Raw genomic sequence first — 16,572 nt, 5'->3', positions numbered from 1 at the left:
ATGACCGACATCGCCGCGATGAAGGCCGAGCTGGACGGCCTCGTCCGCGAACAGGCCGATCGCCGTGCCCTGCGCGAACAGCAGGGCGAAGAGATCAAGGCGCGCTCGCACGAATACATGACCAAGCAGGTCCAGGCCGCCGAGCGGTACGTCCAGCACGTCCGCGAAATGGCGCAGCGCAAGACCAAGTCCGGATGGAGCACCGACCGCTCGCACGCCGAACCGGCCTCCGCCTTCGACGCCGAGGCGTACTCCGCCGGGTTCGAACCGGCGCCGCGGCCCGTGCGGGACGAGCCGCGGGCCACGCGGCGCCCGCGGGCCGCCGTCGAAGAGGACGAGGACTTCAACAACCCCTGGTGAACCACAGGTCGACGGCGATCTCCCGCAACCGCACGGTGAACGTCTCCGCCGGGGCCAGCCGCCGCCGCAGGGCCGCCTCGAACCCGGCCCGCCCCGTGCCGAACAGGTGCGGCGCCGAGCTCGACAGCGAAAACACGCCCGCGACGACCTCGTCGACCGTGCGCGTCACGACGCGCCCCGGCACCTCGAACCGCCGCGGGCCGTGGAAGCCCGCCGCCCGGTAGATCTCCGCCTCGCCGCCCGCCGTGCCGTCCGGCAGCACGCCCTGGCCCGCGCGCCGCACCGGGCCGAGGTACTCGCGCACCAGCTCCGCGATCGCCGGGTGCACGCTCTCGTGCGTCGACGCGTGCACGTGGGCGCAGACGCCGTCCGGCGTCAGCATTTCCCGCACCGCCGCCGCGACGCGCGGCCGGTCGAACCAGTGGAACGACTGCGCGAACGTCACCAGCCGGAAGCGGCCCAGCCCGGCGGGCAGCTCCTCCGCGCGCCGGTGCACCCAGCGGCAGTTCCCGGCGCCCGCCGCCTGCCGGGCCGCTTCGGCGAGCATGGCGCCGTCGGCGTCGAGTCCCACCGCCTCCTCGAACAGCCCGGCCAGCAGCAGCGTCAGCGATCCCGGTCCGCAGCCGACGTCGAGCAGCCGTCCCGATCCGTCCAGCCCGAGTTCGGCGGCGAAGGCCGTGGCGAGTTCGGCGGGGTACGCCGCTCGGCCCCGCGCGTAGTACTCCGCGCTGCCCGAATAGAGGGACGGGTCCCATTCCCACGCGTCGGTCACCGCCCCAGCGTAGATACTCGGGTGCATGGACGACTGGTGGCGCGATGCCGTGGTCTACGAGGTCTACGTCCGCAGCTTCGCCGACGCGGACGGCGACGGCACCGGCGATCTCGCCGGTCTCCGCGGCCGGCTCGGCTACCTGGCCGAACTCGGGGTCGACGCCGTCTGGACCACGCCGTGGTACCGCTCGCCGATGGTCGACGGCGGGTACGACGTCGAGGACCACCGGGCCGTCGACCCGCTGTTCGGCACCGACGACGACGCCGTCGCGCTGATCACCGAGGCGCACCGGCTCGGGCTGCGGGTCGTGATCGACGTCGTCCCCAACCACACCTCCGACCGGCACCGGTGGTTCCGCGCCGCGCTGGCGGCAGGTCCCGGCTCTCCCGAACGCGCGCGCTACCACTTCCGGCCCGGCCGCGGCGACCGGCCGCCGAACGACTGGCGCAGCGTCTTCGGCGGCCCCGCCTGGACGCGCGCGCCGGACGGCGAGTGGTACCTGCACCTGTTCGCCCCGGAGCAGCCGGACCTCAACTGGGACCACCCCGAGGTCCGCGCCGACTTCGAGGACGTGCTGCGGTTCTGGTTCGAGCGTGGGGTGGACGGCGTCCGCATCGACGTCGCCCACGGCCTGCTCAAGGATCCGGAGTTCCCCGACCTCGGCGTCGACGACGAAGGGATCGTGCGGCCGCCCGACCGCAGCCGCCACCCGCACTGGGACCGCGACGGCGTGCACGAGATCTACCGGTCGTGGCGCCAGGTCGCGGCCGGGTTCGGCGCGGACCGCGTGTTCGTCGCGGAGGCGTGGGTCGACCGCCCGGACCGGCTCGCCCGGTACGTCCGGCCGGACGAGCTGCACACGGCGTTCAACTTCGACTTCCTGCGCTGCGCCTGGGATCCCGCCGCGCTGCGCGAGGTGATCGACGGGACGCTGGAGGCGCTGCACGCGGTCGGCGCCCCGGCGACGTGGGTGCTGTCGAACCACGACGTGGTCCGGCACGTCACCCGCTTCGGCGGCGGCCGGCTCGGGACGCGCCGGGCCAGGGCGGCGCTGCTGCTGATGCTCGCGCTGCCCGGCGGCGCGTATCTGTACCAGGGCGAGGAACTGGGCCTGGCGGAGGTCGAGGACCTGCCCGAGGCGGTGCTCGCCGACCCGACGTGGGAGCGGTCCGGCCACACCCGCCGCGGCCGCGACGGCTGCCGGGTACCGCTGCCGTGGTCGGGGACGGCACCACCGTTCGGGTTCACCGGCAACGGCGTGCCACCGTGGCTCCCGCAGCCGGCCGGCTGGCGGACCCGGACCGCGGAGGCCCAGGCGGCCGACCCGGACTCGATGCTCAGGCTGTACCGCGCGGCGCTCGCGACCCGCCGGGAGCACCCGGCACTGGGGGACGGGACGCTGACGTGGTCGCCCGCGCCGGAGGGGGTGCTGTGGTTCCGGCGCGAGCCGGGGTTCGGCTGCGTGGTGAACCTGGGTGAGGAGCCGTGCGAGCTGCCGGGGGACGCGCGGGTGCTGCTGGCGAGCGGGCTGCTCGACGGGGGCAGGGTGCCGCCGGACACCGCGGTGTGGCTCGCGGGGAGGTGAGCGCGCGCCGGGTGGGCGGGCCGTGCAGTGTGGCTGACCGGGTCGAGTGCGCGCCGGTGTGCTCGGCGCGGAGTGGCTCGTCTGGGCAAGCGCGCGGAGGTGCCGGCGAGGTGCTGCGGCCGAGCGCACCAGAGCGCTCAGCGCCCGCGGCCGGCGGATGAGGGCTCGGCAAGAGTTGAACCCGCGGCACCGGGAGGGTTCGGTGAAAGGGTGTGAAACCCGGCGCGGCGGGGTATCCGGTCGCGTTCGTTTCGCCGCCGAATCAGCCGGAGGTCTCCCGATGCCCGTGCGCACCGCAACCCCGCCCGCCACCGATGTCGTCGGTCTGGCGCTGGAAGTCCTTGCCGCGCAAGGGCTCAACCGCGCCGCCGCGCAGGCTGCGTTGTCTTCCATGGCCAGAGAACGAGGCCTGACCGTCGCGCGCTGTGCCGCGTTGGTCGTGGCCGCCGTTGACGGGCGGGTGGGCTGATGGCCTTCACCGTGCGGGCCGATGACGACACGGCCACCGTCGGCGGGGGTGTGCTCGTCGCCGTGGGGCTGGTTGTCGCGTTCTTCGGCTGGTGGTCGTGGTGGGCCGTCGTCGGGCTCGGGGTGGCCGCGGTGGGCGCGCTGTGGCTCACAGTCGCCCGTCGCGACGAGTAACCCGCCGGGGACGGGGAACGCCGCGTCCGACGGAGTACGAGACCCAGGAGGAGGCGTTCATGGCGCACCACGACGAAGACGTCATCGAGTTGCTGCAGCGGCAGCACCGGGAGATCCGCGAGCTGTTCGCCGCGCTGGAGACCGCCGACGGCGACCGGCGGCGGGAGCTGTTCCACGACCTCGTGCGGCTGCTGGCCGTGCACGAGACGGCGGAGGAACTGGTCGTGCACCCGGAGATCCGCGATCTGGAGCCCGCGGCCGAGCCCGTCGTCGACGCGCGGCTGGGCGAGGAGCACCGGGCCAAGGAACTGCTGACCACCCTGCAGAAGATGGGCCCGGACGCCGACGGCTTCGACACGCTGCTCGTCCAGCTGCGGGACGACGTGCTCGCGCACGCCGAGCACGAAGAGCGCGAGGAGTTCCCGCTGCTGCGGGCGCACCGCCCGCCGGAGCGGCTGCGCGCGATGGCCGCGACCGCCAAGGTCGCCGAAGCGGTCGGGCCGACCCGCCCGCACCCCGGCGTGGAGAGCGCGAAGGCCAACCTGCTGCTTGGCCCGCCCGCGGCGATCATGGACCGGGCCCGCGACCTCATCCGCGGCGCGCTGGGAGGCTGAGCGGGATGACCGAGCCCGACGACGCCGTCGATCCGGAGGAGTTCGCCGAGGAGGCCGGCCTCGATCCGACCCCGCAGGAGGTCGCCGAATACGAGGAGCTGGCGAAGAAGAACCCGCCGTGGTCGGCTCCGGACTGAGTGGGTACTCCCGGGGCATGGCAGCCGATCCGGCCCGCAAACTGCGGCGCTACCAGCAGATGCGCGACTTCGACCGCACCGCGGAGCCGGCCGGCGGCGCGGCCGGGCCGGACGGCCACCGGTTCGTGGTGCAGCGGCACCGGGCCCGCCGGCTGCACTACGACTTCCGCCTCGAGCTCGACGGCGTGCTGGTCAGCTGGGCGGTGCCGAAGGGGCCCACGCTGGACCCGAAGGCCCGCCGGCTGGCCGTGCACGTCGAAGATCACCCGATCGAGTACGCCGGCTTCGAAGGTGTCATCCCGCGCGGCGAATACGGCGGCGGCGACGTCATCGTCTGGGACCGCGGCGTGTGGCGGCCGGTCGAAGCCGACCCGGCACGCGCGATCGAGGCCGGGACACTGCACTTCGACCTCGAAGGCGAGAAGCTGGCCGGCCGGTTCGTCCTCGTGCGGAGCGGCCGCGGCGAAAAGGACCAGTGGTTCCTCCTGCACAAGCAGGACGAGCACGCCCAGGCCGGCTGGGACGCCGAGGACCACCCGCACTCGGTGAAGAGCGGCCGCACCAACGACGAGGTCGCGGCCGCCCCCGACGCGTTGTGGCACGGCGACCGACCCGCCGCGGAGGCGGAGGAACACGTCGGCGGCTGGCAGGCGCCGACGGGCGACGAACTGGCCGCCCTCGACGACCTGGGCGCCAAGGGCCGGTGGTCGGTGGCCGGCCGCGAACTCGCCCTGACCAACCTGGACAAGGTGCTCTTCCCGGCGGCGAGCGGCGGGAAGCCCGTCACCAAACGGGACCTGATCCGCTACTACGTCACCGTCGGGCCGGTCATGCTGCCGTACCTGGCCGGCCGCCCGCTCAACACCCACCGGTTCCCGCAGGGCGTCACCGAGCCGGGCTTCTGGCAGAAGGAAGTCCCGCAGCACGCGCCGGACTGGCTGACGACCTGGCGCAACGAACGCGCGGAGGCGGGGGAGAGCCGGCGGTACGTCGTCGCCGACAGCGTCGCCACGCTGGCCTGGCTGGCGAACTACGGCGCGCTGGAGCTGCACGCCTGGACCTCCCGGGCCGCCGACGTCGACCGGCCGACGTGGGTGCTGTTCGACATCGACCCCGGCCCGGAGACGACCTTCGAGGAGGTTCTCGACCTGGCGCGGCTGCACCGGACGGCGCTCGAGCACCTCGGCCTGACCGGCCGGCCCAAGGTGACCGGGCAGCGCGGGATCCAGGTGTGGGTGCCGATCGCCCCGCACTGCACCTTCGAGCAGACCCGCACGTGGGCGGAGACGGTGTCCAAGACGATCGGCCGGGTGCTGCCCGATCTGGTCAGCTGGGCCTGGACGAAGGACAAGCGCCGCGGCCGGGCCCGGCTCGACTACACGCAGAACGTGCTGAACAAGACCCTCGTCGCGCCCTACAGCGTCCGGCCCCGGCCCGGGGCGCCGGTCTCGGTGCCGCTGGAGTGGGACGAGCTCGACGACCCGGATCTCGCGCCGGACCGGTGGACGATCCGGGACGTGCCGGATCGCCTGGCCGAGCGCGGCGACCCGTTCTCCGTGCTGCTGGGCCTGGAACAGAAACTGCCGGGCCTGTAGCCGCTCAGGCCCGCACGGTCTCCAGCTCCCGGGGCTGCAGCCGGTCGAGTTCCGCGCGGGACAGGTGCGGGCGGCCGCCCGCGTGCCCGGTCGTCGCCGCGGCGGCCGCGACGGCCAGGCTCGCCGCCGTCTCCAGCGGACGGCGGCGGGTCAATGCCGCGGTCAGGGTGGCGACGAGCGCGTCGCCGGCGCCGGTGGGGTCGACGACGGGGGTCTCGACGTCCGGCACGAACCAGGTGCCCTCCGGCCCGGCGAACAGGTTGCCCTGCCCGGAAACCTCGAGCACGACCAGGGACGGTCCGAGCCGCCGGAGCTCCGACGCGGCGCGGGCGGCCGCGGCGACGTCGTCGACCGGCTTTCCGGTGAGCAGCTCGGCTTCGTGGCCGTCGGCGCGCACGACGTCGGCGGGGGCGAGCAGCTCGGAGGTCAGCGCGTCGTCCTGCGGTGCGCCGTCGAGCACGACCCGGGTGCCGGCGGTGTGCGCCAGCCGGGCGGCGAGCAGTGCCACCGGCGCGGGCTGCTGCAGCTGCACGATGAGCGACGCGGCGGCCGAGATCGGCGCGGACGCGGCGAAGACGTCGTTCTCGGTGAGCAGCGTGCCCTCCGGGACGTGCTCCAGGTAGCGGCGCCGGCCGTGGTCGTCGACGACGTCGACGAGCAGCGCGGTCTCGGTGCCCGCCCGGCGGACGACGTGCGAGGTCGCGATCCGGTCGGCCCGGGCCTGGGCGAGCAGCGTGTCGCCGGTGCGGTCCCGGCCGACCACCCCGACGAGGGACACCGACACCCCGAGCTGGCCCAGCGCCACGGCCTGGTTGGCGCCCTTCCCGCCGAGCAGCTCCTGCCGGTGCCGGACCGGGGCCGACGAGCCAGCCGTGGGCGCGTCCGGGACCTCGATCACCAGGTCGCGGGCGATCTGCCCGGCGACGACGACTTCGCTGAACATCACCGGTGCCACCGGTCGGTCATGGCGCCTCCTCGGATCACCGACCAGCTACCCCGCGCGCGCCGCGGGGTAAACCGCCCGTTCGGGGTGCCTGCCACCGGGTGATCCCGTTGCGCCGGACGGCCGCGGCGCTTCGCCCGTCCGCGTGGCCGGTCCCACAAACCCCCGCGCCGCCGCGAGCGGAGCACCGCGCGGTGCGGTAAATCAAGGGAACCAAGACCGGTGGAGGTTCGGTGACCGAGACACTCATGAACGCGGCGGATCGCTGGAGACCGCTGGCCGAATTGCTGCAGGCGCTGCTCGAGCGGATCTCGGGCGAGCTGCCCGGCTGGCTCGGCGCGGGCCTGACCGTCAGCCGCGGCGACCGCCCGCTGCGGGTGCTGGCCACCGCGGGCGTCGCCGAGCAGCTCATCCCGGCCCAGCTGGCGCACGGCGGGCCGGTCCCCGTCGCCGACGCCACCGGCGAGCCGGTCACCACCGACCGCCTCTTCGGCGACGAGCGCTGGCCGGACCTGACCCGGGAGACCGTGTTCGACGGCGGTCCGGCGGCCGCGGCGATCCGCGGCGCGGCCGCGCTCCCCGGGTTCTGGGACGAAGACGGCGCGTTCGTGCTCTCGGTCACGCTCGACCGGTCGCCCGGCGAAGCCACCCTGGCCGTCCTGCAGCGCTACGCGAAACTCACCGAGATGACGCTCGTGGTCGCCGAGACCGCCACCGCGGGCGACCCCGACCAGATGCTCGACCTGCTGGCCTCCCGCGCCGCGATCGAGCAGGCGAAGGGCGCGATCATGGCGGTCCGGCGGTGCCCGCCGGAGGAGGCCTGGCAGACGCTGCGCCGCGCCAGCCAGGAGTTCAACGTCAAGGTCCGCGAGCTCGCCGTGGCCCTCGTCGAGCACGTGGGCGGCCACCTCGCGGTCCCGCCGGAGGGCACCCGGGAGATCCTGCCCGGCGCCCCCGCCCGCCACGCCGCCGAACGGCTGTGGGCGGCCTTCACGACCGTCTCGCCCTGAAGGAGAGCGTTTCCGGATCGGGCGTTTGGGTATCAAAGACCCGTCCTTGATCACGTCACTGCGTCGCCGGCCCCGGCCGGCGCGGAAGGCCAACCGAATCCCGTGTCCCCTGTCATTCCGGTCCCCACCCGGTCCGCGCCCCTGGTGGCGCGCCGGACGGAGTACCGCCCCGGTTTCCTCGTGCTGATGTTCGCCGGCGAAATCGACGCGCTGACCCTGCCGATCCTCGAGCGCGAACTGGGCTCGGCTCCACCGGGTTCGACGGTGGTCGACCTCACGCAGGTGGCGTTCGTCGGCCTGGCCGGTGCCCGCGCGCTGGCGGTGGCGGCCGAGCGGGCGGCTGCGGAGGGGCGGCGCTTCGGGGTGGTGGCGAGCGGCCGGACCCTGGCGCGGCTGTTCCGGATCACCGGGCTGGCGGCCGTGGTGCCGATGTTCGCGTCGTTGTCGGACGCCTTGCGGGAGTTGCTGGCGCCCGACGTGCACGACACCGCCTGCTGAACGTTCCTTGGCGGGTGCACGGATCCGGACGTCATGAAAGAGTCGTTCATGACGTCAGACGTCATGAACGACTCTTTCATGACACCGGCTGCCGACCCTCTAAGCGGGCGACCAGCACACCGGCGTCCTGCCGGGACCCGCCGCCACCATGGGCGAGGACGGCCCGGGTGAGCCGGCGGGCGATTTCCGGGGGCAGCTCGCCCGCGTCCCGGCCGAGCTGCTCGGTGATCCGGGCGCGGCCGAACGGCTCGCCGGCGCCGTCGGGCGTTTCGGCCACGCCCCGGGAGCAGAACGTGAGCAGGTCGCCGGGTTCGAGCCGGAGCCGCGTTGCCGGATGCGGCGCGCCGAACCGCGGGGCGGCCGGTTCGGCCATGGGGGTCGCGGTGCCGTCCCGGACGATCAGGGGTGCGGTGTGCCCGGCGCCGAGCAGGCGCAGGACGCCCGTGCCGAGGTCCAGCTCGGCGAGCACGCCCCCGACCGCCGGGGCGTCCGGGAGGCCCGCGAGCTCGGCGCCCACCGCCGCGAACTGCTCGTCGAGGGACGCGCCGGCGTGGCGGGCCGCGCGGTAGGCGGTCAGCGCGGTCACGACGGCCGTGTTCGCGCTGCGGGTGCGGGCGCCGGTGTCGAACATCGCCAGCTGGGCCCGCTCTTCCGAGAGCGCGTAGTCGAACACGGTGCCGCTGAGGTCGTACGCCGGCTGGACGCTCACGCCCACGACGACGCGTTCGGTGGCACCCGTGAGCGGCGGCAGGCTCTGCCACAGCAGCTCGGCGGCGGAGTCCCGGCGGCGGTGACGGCGACGGCGGTCCAGTCCGTCGCCGTACTTGGTCGTGATGGTGACGAGGTGGCCGAGCAGCGTGGCCAGCCAGCGGCACTGCTCCCGCAGCGCCGGGTCGGCCCCGTCGTCCGGGACGATTTCCAGCACCCCCAGGCGTTCGACACCGTCGAGCAGCACCGTCCACAATGTCCCGTCCGGGGTGACGGTGGTCCCGGCGTGGCGGAACACGTCGCCGGCGACGGTGGTCTCGATGTCGAGGGCGGCGGCGCCCGGCCGCAGCGGCACGAGCGTGCGCTGGTCGTAGTCGGCCAGGTAGACGCCGATCTTCAGGTCGAGCGCCCGGCCCGCTTCGGCGACGATGGCCGGCAGCCGTTCCGGCGGCGCACGGTGGGCCCCTTCGAGCAGGTCGACGAGCGCCTTCAGGGGACCGTGCAACGGCTTCGCGTCCGGGACGGAGTGGCTGTAGGGCGCCCGGGCCGGGCCGGTGACCTCGTCGAGCCGCTCGTTGACGGCGTGGGCGAGCATGTCGCGGTCGACGCGGGGCAGCGTGACCAGCCCGTTCAGGTAGGCGTCCAGCTCCAGCAGGCTGAGGCTGCCGCCGAGCGCGAAGTACCGCATCCACAGCTCTTCCAGCGTCAGCTCGCTCCGGGTGAAGCAGGCGGCGATCAGCCGGCGCTGTTCCTCCTCGGGCAGGAAACGCATGCGCTCACCCTTCCCGCGGCTCGGAGCCGACGAGCCGGGCGGCGGTTCCGGCCGGGCTGGTGCCCTCGACGCGGGCCAGCGAGAGCAGGCGGTCGAAGGCGGCCTCCTCGCCGAGGCCGTCCCGGCCCATCAGGTAGCCCTTCGCCATGGCGATCAGGTCCCGGTCGCGCAGGGTGAGCTTGAACTGATCGCTGAACCGGCTGGCCCGTTCGTAGGCGCGGGCGTTGGCGACGAGCACGGCGGCACGCTCGGCGAACGTCGCCAGCTTCCGCTCGTCGGACGGCCCGAAGGCGCCGGGCGCGGTCGCGTAGATCTTGATGGCGCCGTGACAGCCCTCTTCGGTCACCATCGGCGCGGTGACGACCGACCGCAGCCCCGACCCGGCGACCGCGGCGCACCACCGGGTCCACCGCCGTTCGGTGGCGACGTCGTCGATCCGCTGCGGCGAGCACCCCTCCAGCGCGGCCAGGCAGGGGCCCTCGGCCAGCTCGTACTGGAGGGCGTCCGCTTCGCGCACCAGCGGCGCCGACGCGGTGGTGGTGACCAGCCCGCCCTCGGCGTCGACGAGCGTCACCCCCACTCCCGCCGCGGCGGTGATCGTCGTGCTCGCCAGGGAAACGATCAGTTCCAGCACCGAATCCACGGATTCCCGCGACAGCAGCAGCCCGGACATCCGGGCGGCGACCGCGGCCAGCTCACCGTCCAGCGGCAGGGCCTGTTCCGACGACATGGCCGCTGATTACCAACTCGCCGCCACCGGCAAACGTCGGCGGACATGGATTGGCGGCGGAGTGGGTACCCGAGGGCACTTCGCGCCCGAGCGGGAGGAGCAGACATGGAACGGCCGGACCCCAGCGCCCCGGCGGCACCGCTGTTCGACGAGGTCACCGGGGCGCTGGAGGCCCTCGCGGCGGTCCTGCGGGAGGAAGACGACTTCCGGATCCTCCTGCAGCACGTGTGCCTGCAGGTGCGGCACGCCGTCCCGGGGGTCGACGAGGCGTCGGTCACGCTGGTGACCGGGGAGGTGCCGCACACCGCCACCGCGACCAGCGCCGTGGTGGGGGAGCTCGACGGGGAGCAGTACCGCATCGGCGACGGCCCGTGCCTCGAAGCGATGCGCGGCGGCAAGATCGTCCGCACCTCGGTGGCCGACGCGCTCGAGCGGTGGCCGGGCTTCGCCGGCGCGGCGCGGGAGGCGGGCTTCGGGAGCTTCCTCGCCGCTCCGCTGGTCGCCGACGAGCAGTTCTCCGGCGCGGTCAACTGCTACGGACGGCAGGACGACGGCTTCGAGGAGGTCGAAGCGCAACTGCTGGAGCTCTACACGGCCGCCGTGGAGGCGATCCTCCGCGTGTACCACCGGTACCTGCGGGCCAGGGAGACGTCCGAGCACCTGCGGACCGCGCTGACCTCGCGGGCCGTCATCGACCAGGCCAAGGGCATGCTGATGGCGATCCGCCAGGTCGACGCCGACGACGCCTTCGCCCTGCTGGTGGAGCAGTCGCAGCGGGAGAACGTCAAGCTGCGCGAAGTCGCGGAGCGGTTCGTCGCGCGGGTCATCTCCGGGCACGTCCTGCCGCGGTAACGTGGAGCCGTGGCGGGGAGCCGGATCACGGTACGGGTGGGCGAGCGGCAGCTGACGCTCTCGAACCTCGAGAAGGTGCTCTACCCGCGGCACGGCTTCACCAAGGGCGAGGTGCTCGACTACTACACGCGGATCGCGCCGGTGCTGCTGCCGCACGTCCGCGACCGGGCCATGACGTTCGTGCGCTTCCCCGACGGCGTCACCGGCGGCTCGTTCTTCGAGAAGGACGTCTCCCGGCACGCCCCGGACTGGGTCCGCACCGCCCGCCTGACCGTCGGCGGCCGCGGCAAGGACCCGGAGATCGTCGCGTACCCGCTGATCAACGACCTGCCCGAGCTCGTGTGGGCGGCCAACCTCGCCGCCCTCGAACTGCACGTCCACCAGTGGACCGTCGGGCCCGGCGACGAGCGCAGCACCCCGGACAGGCTGGTGTTCGACCTCGACCCCGGTCCCGGCACGACGGTGGTCGACTGCTGCCGGGTCGCCGAACGGCTGTACGACGTCCTGGTGGCGGACGGGCTCACCCCGGTGGCGAAGACCAGCGGTTCGAAGGGCATGCAGCTCTACGCCGGGGTCGTGACCACGGACGGCGCCGAGCCGTCGCGGTACGCGAAGGCGCTGGCCGAGCGGCTGGCCGCGGAGACGCCCGACCTCGTCGTGGCGCGGATGACGAAGGACCTGCGGCCGGGCAAGGTCTTCATCGACTGGAGCCAGAACAACCCGTTCAAGACCACCGTGGCGCCGTACTCGCTGCGCGGGCGCGACGAGCCGACGGTGTCGGCGCCGGTCACGTGGGACGAGGTCCGCGCCTGCCGGCACGTCACGCACCTGAGGTTCACCGCGGACGACGTCCTGGCGCGCGTCGGCGACCACGGCGACCTTTTCGCCGATCTGGAACGCACCCGCGCGCCGATTCCTACCTTTGGCTGAACTTCGGTCGCGGAAATTCCCGCACCGGTCCTCGTGTCGGTTTTCCGGAAATTGCCGAAAACTGCGTCACCTGGGGATTTGATCGTCCACAGTGGAGCGCTGCACGTGCAGACGGGCGTGTCGCTGCACGGCGCGCCGGAACGGAAAATCCGGTGGTGGGCCGAAGTCGGCGAACTCGGTACGGTCTACGCACGAAGTGCGGCAGCCGCCGCCGTGGCGAACGACAACGACGTGGCGGCCGTCGCCGTTGTTGTTGAACCCGGCGAAAGGAAACGGGTGTCCGGCCTGATCGACACCGATCTCGAATTCTGGTTCCAGCGCGGGCTGCGCGCGTATCTGGGCGAGGTGGCGCGTGCGCTCGGCTTCGGCCTGGAATCCTGCACCGTGGACGTCGACGTCCCGGTGTCGGCGTACGTGGCGGTGGACTGGCGGCTGCGCCGGTTCCCCGAGCGCGACGTGGCGCTGCTCTGGGACGAGGTGCACGGCTGGGCGGTCGCGGTCGAGGCGGCGTGCGGGGAGGACATGATCGTGCTGTCCTACCTCGGCGGCGACGACGTCCTGCCGCCGCCGCGCGAGGTCGTGCGCTTCCTGACGGCACTGCGGGCCGGGGTGCAGGTGTCGGCCGGGCCGGGTTCGCCGGTGCTGCGTCGCGCGGGCCGTCATCAGGAACTCCTGGCGCTGTTGCCGGCGCGCTGACTCCCGTGGCGGACCGTGACCGGCGTCACGCGCGCGGCTGTCACATCGGCCAGGGCCGCGGAGTCGAGCGGGTGACGGACCCCGAACCCGGGGCCGCGGAGCCCGAGGAGTCCCGATGTCCACCGCTCACCTGATCGTCACCATCGCCGCCGCGGCCTGGGTCGGCTTTTCGGCCGTCTCGATGTTCGCCCGCGCGAAGTGGGTCGTCGAGCCGATCACCGAGTACGGCGTGCCGCGGGCGTGGTGGAACTGGCTCGGCACGGCCAAGGCGGCCGGCGCGGCGGGACTGCTCGCCGGCCTCTTCTGGCCGCCGCTCGGCATCGCGGCGGCCGTCGGGCTGATCCTGTACTTCGGCGGCGCGCTCGTCACCGTGGCCCGGGCGCGGTCGTACGCGCACCTGGCCTTCCCGATGCTCTACCTGGCGCCGGTGGTCGCTTCGCTGGTCCTGCTGCCCTGATCGGCGAGCCAGGTGAGGGCGTCGGCGGCGTGGCGCAGCACGGACAGGTGCCCGTCGCCGGGCGAAGGCCGGTACTCGGCGTGCGGGCACCGCCCGGCGAGCCACGCGCTGTGCGCGGCGGGCACCATCCGGTCCTGCTCGCCGTGCACGAGGAGGGCCGGCGCGGTGATCCGCGCGGGATCGACGCCCCACGGCGTGACGTAGGCGAGGTCGTCGTCGATCAGCCCGCCGGGCCCGTCCGCCAGCGCCGCGCGGACGACGTCGTTCAGCCACGACCACGACCCGCCGAGCGCGGCCGTGTCGGCGGCGGTGAAGACGTCCGGATCGAACTCGGCGGTGGCCTCGTACTTCTCCTTGACGGCCCGGCCTTCGGTGGCGGCCCGCAGCGAAGCGGCACTGGCGGCGGCCATGCCGTCGAACCAGCCGAGGCCGTCGGCGTCGACCGGCGCCACCGCGGCCAGGCTCGCGACGGCGAGCACCCGGTCCGGCAGCAGAGCGGCGGTGGCCAGGGCGTGCGACCCGCCCCCGGAGTGCCCCAGCAGGGCGAACGCCGGGATCCCGAGCGCGTCGGCGACCGAGGCGACGCACCCGGCGACGTCCCCGACGGTCCGCCCCGGCACGGCGGTGGAGGTGCGGTAACCCGGCCGGTCGAAGGAAACGAACCGCACCCCGAGCTCGGCGGCGAGCGGCAGCAGGGGTTCGGGCGGCGCACCGGTGTTCGGTGTCCCGTGGTGCCAGAAGACGGCGGGCCGTCCGGGGCCGCCGGTGTCGTAGACGTGCAGGGAGCGCCCACCGGGCAGGACCAGGTCGGTCTCGGTCACCATCAGCCGAGCCTAGCGAGGGCGGTGACGAAAGCCGGGCGCCGGCCGAGGTGATCGTGCACCCGCGGCACCCGGCCGGCGCGACCCGCGCTCAGCGGGCCAGCCGTTCGGCCAGCCAGGCCAGCGCCGGCGGGTACCGGTAGTCGATCCCGCCGTGGCCGGCGTCGAACAGCTCGAAGTGCACCCGTTCGGCCGGCAGGTCCGCCGCCGCCAGCTCCGCCCGGAACGCCTCCGCGCCGACGTCCAGGAAGTACTCGTCGCTCGTGCCCGCGTCGATCCACACCGCGCGCAGCGAACGGACCGCCTCCGCGTGGCGCGCCACCATCCGGACCGGGTCCCAGTCCAGCCAGCGCTGCCACTGCGCCGGCCGCAGTGCCCCGGTCAGCGGGTCGAACGGCAGCTCCGGCGTCCCGTCCTCGGCCGCCGAGAAGCACGCCGAGACGCCGAGCACCGTCAGCAGGGTGTCGTCTTCGGGCTTGGTGAACGCCGGGCGGCTCCGGAAGTCCGCCCACCACGCCTGGATGTCCTGGTCGTACCCGCGCAGCGCGCGGACCGCCTGGCCGAACTCGGGGACGTAGGACAGCTCGTACAGCGAGTCGCCCGCGTGCGTCGCCAGTGCGCCGAACAGGTCCGGCCGCAGCATCGGCGTGATCATCGCGCCGTACCCGCCCGACGACTTGCCCGTGATCGCCCGGGATTCGCGGTCCGGGATGGTCCGGTAGTGCTCGTCGACCCACGGCACGATCTCGTCGCACAGGTACGAGTGGTACCGGCCGGTGCCCGGCGAATCGACGAACTGCGAACCGCCGTACGCGGTCCACGCGTCGACGTACACCACCACGCACCCCGGTGCGCCGCCGGCGAAGACCGCATCGGCCGTCTCGACGAACGGCTGCCGGAACGGCGTGCGGTTGGCCCACATCGTCAGGTGCCCGGTGTAGCCCTGGATGACGTACACCACCGGGTACCGCTCGTCGCCGTCGTCGTAGCCGGGCGGGACGTAGACCCACAGCGGCCGCTCGTGCGGGTCGCCGAGCGGATTGTCCCGCAGCAGCGCGGAAGTCACGGTGTGCCGGTCGAGCCGTCCGGCGAGTTCGCCATCCCAGGGGAGCATGCCGCCAGTCAATCACGATCACCCGGTTGCGGGGGCTAAGCATTACCTGTTCGCGGCGCGTAACGTGAGCCGTTTCGCCCGAAGTTCGTGTTCGCACGCGGTGGTGGGAAGACCATGAGACATCCAGGGCCGTTGTTCACCTTGCTCGCCGGAGTGGTGCTCGCGGGCGGGATCGGCGTCGCCAACCTGGCGGCGGGGACCGGCGCCACGCCGGTCGCCGGGACCGCGAGCGCCGCGAGCAGCACGACCACCGCGCCACCCTCGAAAACGCCGGAGCCGCCGAAGCCCGCTCCGCCCGCGCGGGCGGACTACGCCGGGCGGGTGGCCGGCGGCGGCGCGTCGATCGCGGTGTCGGCGCGTGACGGCCACGCCATCGCTTACGTCTGCGACGGCAAGAAGGTCGAAGCCTGGCTCCAGGGCGTCACCGTCGGCGGGAAGCTGGACCTCAGGGGCGCGCCGAACGCGAGCCTGACCGGCAGTTTCGACGCCACCGCCGCCACCGGGACGGTGATGGCGGCGGGCCGGACCTACCGGTTCACCGTGCCGGTGGCGAAGAAACCCGCGGGTCTCTACCGGGCGACGCCGAAGGTGCAGGGCAGGGCGGCGAAGATCGGCTGGATCGTGCAGTCCGACGGCAGCCAGGTCGGCATCCTCACCGCCGACGGGGACTCGGCGCCCGCCCCCGTGCTCGACCCGGCCGCCGGTACCGCGACCGTCGACGGCACCCCGGTGACCGCCGAGGCGATCAGCGGCCTGGCCGGGACCGGTGACTTCTGATGGCCGCCCCGGCGGCGGGCCACCGCGCGGCCGCCGTGCTCGCGGTGCCCCTGGCGGCCGGCGCCGCGGTCTCGGTGGCCCTCGGCGTCTACGGCGGCCTGCACCCGCCGACCGGGGTCGCGGTGAACGTCGCGGGCTTTTCCGGCGCCCAGTCGGTGAAGGCCTGGCTCGCCACGATCGTCGTCCTGCTCGCCCTCGCCCAGCTGCTCACGGCGCTGGCGCTGTACGGCAGGCTCGGCGGCGCCGCGCCCGCGTGGGTCGCCCCGGTGCACCGGTGGTCGGGCCGGCTGGCCTTCCTCGTGTCGATCCCGGTGGCGATGCACTGCCTGTACGCGCTCGGGTTCCAGTCGTTCGACGCGCGCGTGCTCCTGCACTCACTGCTCGGCTGCTTCTGCTACGGGGTGTTCGTCGCGAAGATGCTGGTGCTGCGCAAGGACGGCGCGCCCGGGTGGGCGCTCCCGGTGGTGGGCGGCCTGGTCTTCACGGCGCTGGTCGGGCTCTGGCTGAGCGCGTCGCTGTGGTTCTTCACCCGGTTCGGCTTGATCTTCTAGCAGGCGGA

At 73.8% G+C, this 16,572-nt stretch carries 21 protein-coding genes; 15 read left to right on the top strand and 6 right to left on the bottom strand.

The window, feature by feature from the left end:
• Complete coding sequence (locus BLW76_RS28770; protein ID WP_091313113.1) at positions 1 to 360, top strand: hypothetical protein; 360 nt, start codon at positions 1 to 3, stop codon at positions 358 to 360.
• On the opposite strand, the gene BLW76_RS28765 is transcribed toward BLW76_RS28770, so the two are convergent.
• The gene (locus BLW76_RS28765) at positions 344 to 1,132 is read right to left on the bottom strand and encodes a class I SAM-dependent methyltransferase (protein ID WP_091313110.1); all 789 of its coding nucleotides are present in this window, start codon (positions 1,130 to 1,132) and stop codon (positions 344 to 346) included. The two genes, BLW76_RS28770 and BLW76_RS28765, sit on opposite strands and share 17 nt — an antisense overlap.
• 25 nt (positions 1,133 to 1,157) lie before the next feature.
• Here BLW76_RS28765 and BLW76_RS28760 point away from each other — a divergent pair, with 25 nt between their 5' ends.
• From BLW76_RS28760 to ligD (BLW76_RS28745), 6 genes are all read left to right on the top strand, one after another.
• Positions 1,158 to 2,717: a glycoside hydrolase family 13 protein gene (locus tag BLW76_RS28760; protein ID WP_091313108.1), complete on the top strand. Its 1,560-nt coding sequence runs from the start codon at positions 1,158 to 1,160 to the stop codon at positions 2,715 to 2,717.
• A gap of 280 nt (positions 2,718 to 2,997) precedes the next feature.
• Complete coding sequence (locus BLW76_RS28755; RefSeq protein ID WP_091313105.1) at positions 2,998 to 3,186, top strand: hypothetical protein; 189 nt, start codon at positions 2,998 to 3,000, stop codon at positions 3,184 to 3,186.
• The gene (locus BLW76_RS48790; RefSeq protein ID WP_167384767.1) at positions 3,186 to 3,359 is read left to right on the top strand and encodes a hypothetical protein; all 174 of its coding nucleotides are present in this window, start codon (positions 3,186 to 3,188) and stop codon (positions 3,357 to 3,359) included. The genes BLW76_RS28755 and BLW76_RS48790 overlap by 1 nt, the downstream gene beginning before the upstream one ends.
• A gap of 59 nt (positions 3,360 to 3,418) precedes the next feature.
• On the top strand, positions 3,419 to 3,973 hold the full coding sequence (locus BLW76_RS28750; RefSeq protein WP_091313103.1) for a hemerythrin domain-containing protein: 555 nt from the start codon (positions 3,419 to 3,421) through the stop codon (positions 3,971 to 3,973).
• A 5-nt stretch (positions 3,974 to 3,978) separates the two neighbouring features.
• Positions 3,979 to 4,110 carry a hypothetical protein gene (locus BLW76_RS50515; RefSeq protein WP_279627703.1) on the top strand — a complete coding sequence of 44 codons (132 nt, stop codon included), beginning with the start codon at positions 3,979 to 3,981 and terminating at the stop codon, positions 4,108 to 4,110.
• A 17-nt stretch (positions 4,111 to 4,127) separates the two neighbouring features.
• A complete protein-coding gene (gene ligD / locus BLW76_RS28745; protein ID WP_091313100.1) occupies positions 4,128 to 5,705 on the top strand; it encodes a non-homologous end-joining DNA ligase in 1,578 nt (525 codons plus the stop codon).
• Positions 5,706 to 5,709: 4 nt separating this feature from the next.
• On the opposite strand, the gene BLW76_RS28740 is transcribed toward ligD (BLW76_RS28745), so the two are convergent.
• Positions 5,710 to 6,648, bottom strand: coding sequence for a PfkB family carbohydrate kinase (locus BLW76_RS28740; protein WP_244170684.1), 939 nt, complete (start codon positions 6,646 to 6,648; stop codon positions 5,710 to 5,712).
• 233 nt (positions 6,649 to 6,881) lie between these two features.
• Here BLW76_RS28740 and BLW76_RS28735 point away from each other — a divergent pair, with 233 nt between their 5' ends.
• Positions 6,882 to 7,658: an ANTAR domain-containing protein gene (locus tag BLW76_RS28735; RefSeq protein ID WP_091313094.1), complete on the top strand. Its 777-nt coding sequence runs from the start codon at positions 6,882 to 6,884 to the stop codon at positions 7,656 to 7,658.
• A gap of 102 nt (positions 7,659 to 7,760) precedes the next feature.
• Positions 7,761 to 8,156 carry an STAS domain-containing protein gene (locus BLW76_RS28730; protein WP_091313091.1) on the top strand — a complete coding sequence of 132 codons (396 nt, stop codon included), beginning with the start codon at positions 7,761 to 7,763 and terminating at the stop codon, positions 8,154 to 8,156.
• A gap of 76 nt (positions 8,157 to 8,232) precedes the next feature.
• Here the strand turns inward: BLW76_RS28730 and BLW76_RS28725 are convergent, their stop codons facing one another.
• Positions 8,233 to 9,636, bottom strand: coding sequence for a PP2C family protein-serine/threonine phosphatase (locus tag BLW76_RS28725; RefSeq protein WP_091313088.1), 1,404 nt, complete (start codon positions 9,634 to 9,636; stop codon positions 8,233 to 8,235).
• A gap of 4 nt (positions 9,637 to 9,640) precedes the next feature.
• Positions 9,641 to 10,366 (bottom strand): GAF and ANTAR domain-containing protein, encoded by a 726-nt coding sequence (locus tag BLW76_RS28720; RefSeq protein ID WP_091313085.1) that lies wholly within the window; start codon positions 10,364 to 10,366, stop codon positions 9,641 to 9,643.
• Between the two features lie 105 nt (positions 10,367 to 10,471).
• Between BLW76_RS28720 and BLW76_RS28715 the strand changes: the two genes are divergently transcribed.
• The 4 genes from BLW76_RS28715 (at position 10,472) to BLW76_RS28700 (ending at position 13,301) form a co-directional block, all read left to right on the top strand.
• Positions 10,472 to 11,218 carry a GAF and ANTAR domain-containing protein gene (locus BLW76_RS28715; protein ID WP_091313082.1) on the top strand — a complete coding sequence of 249 codons (747 nt, stop codon included), beginning with the start codon at positions 10,472 to 10,474 and terminating at the stop codon, positions 11,216 to 11,218.
• A 9-nt stretch (positions 11,219 to 11,227) separates the two neighbouring features.
• Complete coding sequence (gene ligD / locus BLW76_RS28710; RefSeq protein ID WP_091313078.1) at positions 11,228 to 12,148, top strand: non-homologous end-joining DNA ligase; 921 nt, start codon at positions 11,228 to 11,230, stop codon at positions 12,146 to 12,148.
• A gap of 276 nt (positions 12,149 to 12,424) precedes the next feature.
• Positions 12,425 to 12,844: a DUF6292 family protein gene (locus BLW76_RS28705; protein ID WP_091319976.1), complete on the top strand. Its 420-nt coding sequence runs from the start codon at positions 12,425 to 12,427 to the stop codon at positions 12,842 to 12,844.
• 115 nt (positions 12,845 to 12,959) lie between these two features.
• Positions 12,960 to 13,301: a DoxX family protein gene (locus tag BLW76_RS28700; protein WP_091313075.1), complete on the top strand. Its 342-nt coding sequence runs from the start codon at positions 12,960 to 12,962 to the stop codon at positions 13,299 to 13,301.
• Here BLW76_RS28700 and BLW76_RS28695 read toward each other — a convergent pair.
• On the bottom strand, positions 13,259 to 14,125 hold the full coding sequence (locus tag BLW76_RS28695; protein ID WP_091313072.1) for an alpha/beta fold hydrolase: 867 nt from the start codon (positions 14,123 to 14,125) through the stop codon (positions 13,259 to 13,261). The two genes, BLW76_RS28700 and BLW76_RS28695, sit on opposite strands and share 43 nt — an antisense overlap.
• 88 nt (positions 14,126 to 14,213) lie before the next feature.
• Entirely contained in the window at positions 14,214 to 15,236 is a 1,023-nt protein-coding gene (locus BLW76_RS28690) for an alpha/beta hydrolase (RefSeq protein ID WP_091313067.1), read from the bottom strand.
• A 114-nt stretch (positions 15,237 to 15,350) separates the two neighbouring features.
• Between BLW76_RS28690 and BLW76_RS28685 the strand changes: the two genes are divergently transcribed.
• The gene (locus BLW76_RS28685; protein ID WP_091313065.1) at positions 15,351 to 16,013 is read left to right on the top strand and encodes a hypothetical protein; all 663 of its coding nucleotides are present in this window, start codon (positions 15,351 to 15,353) and stop codon (positions 16,011 to 16,013) included.
• On the top strand, positions 16,013 to 16,564 hold the full coding sequence (locus tag BLW76_RS28680) for a DUF6529 family protein (protein WP_091313062.1): 552 nt from the start codon (positions 16,013 to 16,015) through the stop codon (positions 16,562 to 16,564). Before BLW76_RS28685 ends, BLW76_RS28680 begins: the two co-directional genes overlap by 1 nt.
• Positions 16,565 to 16,572: the final 8 nt, after the last annotated feature.

This window comes from Amycolatopsis tolypomycina (assembly GCF_900105945.1).
Classification (GTDB): Bacteria; Actinomycetota; Actinomycetes; order Mycobacteriales; family Pseudonocardiaceae; genus Amycolatopsis; species Amycolatopsis tolypomycina.
This window is presented reverse-complemented; position numbering and strand designations above follow the sequence as displayed.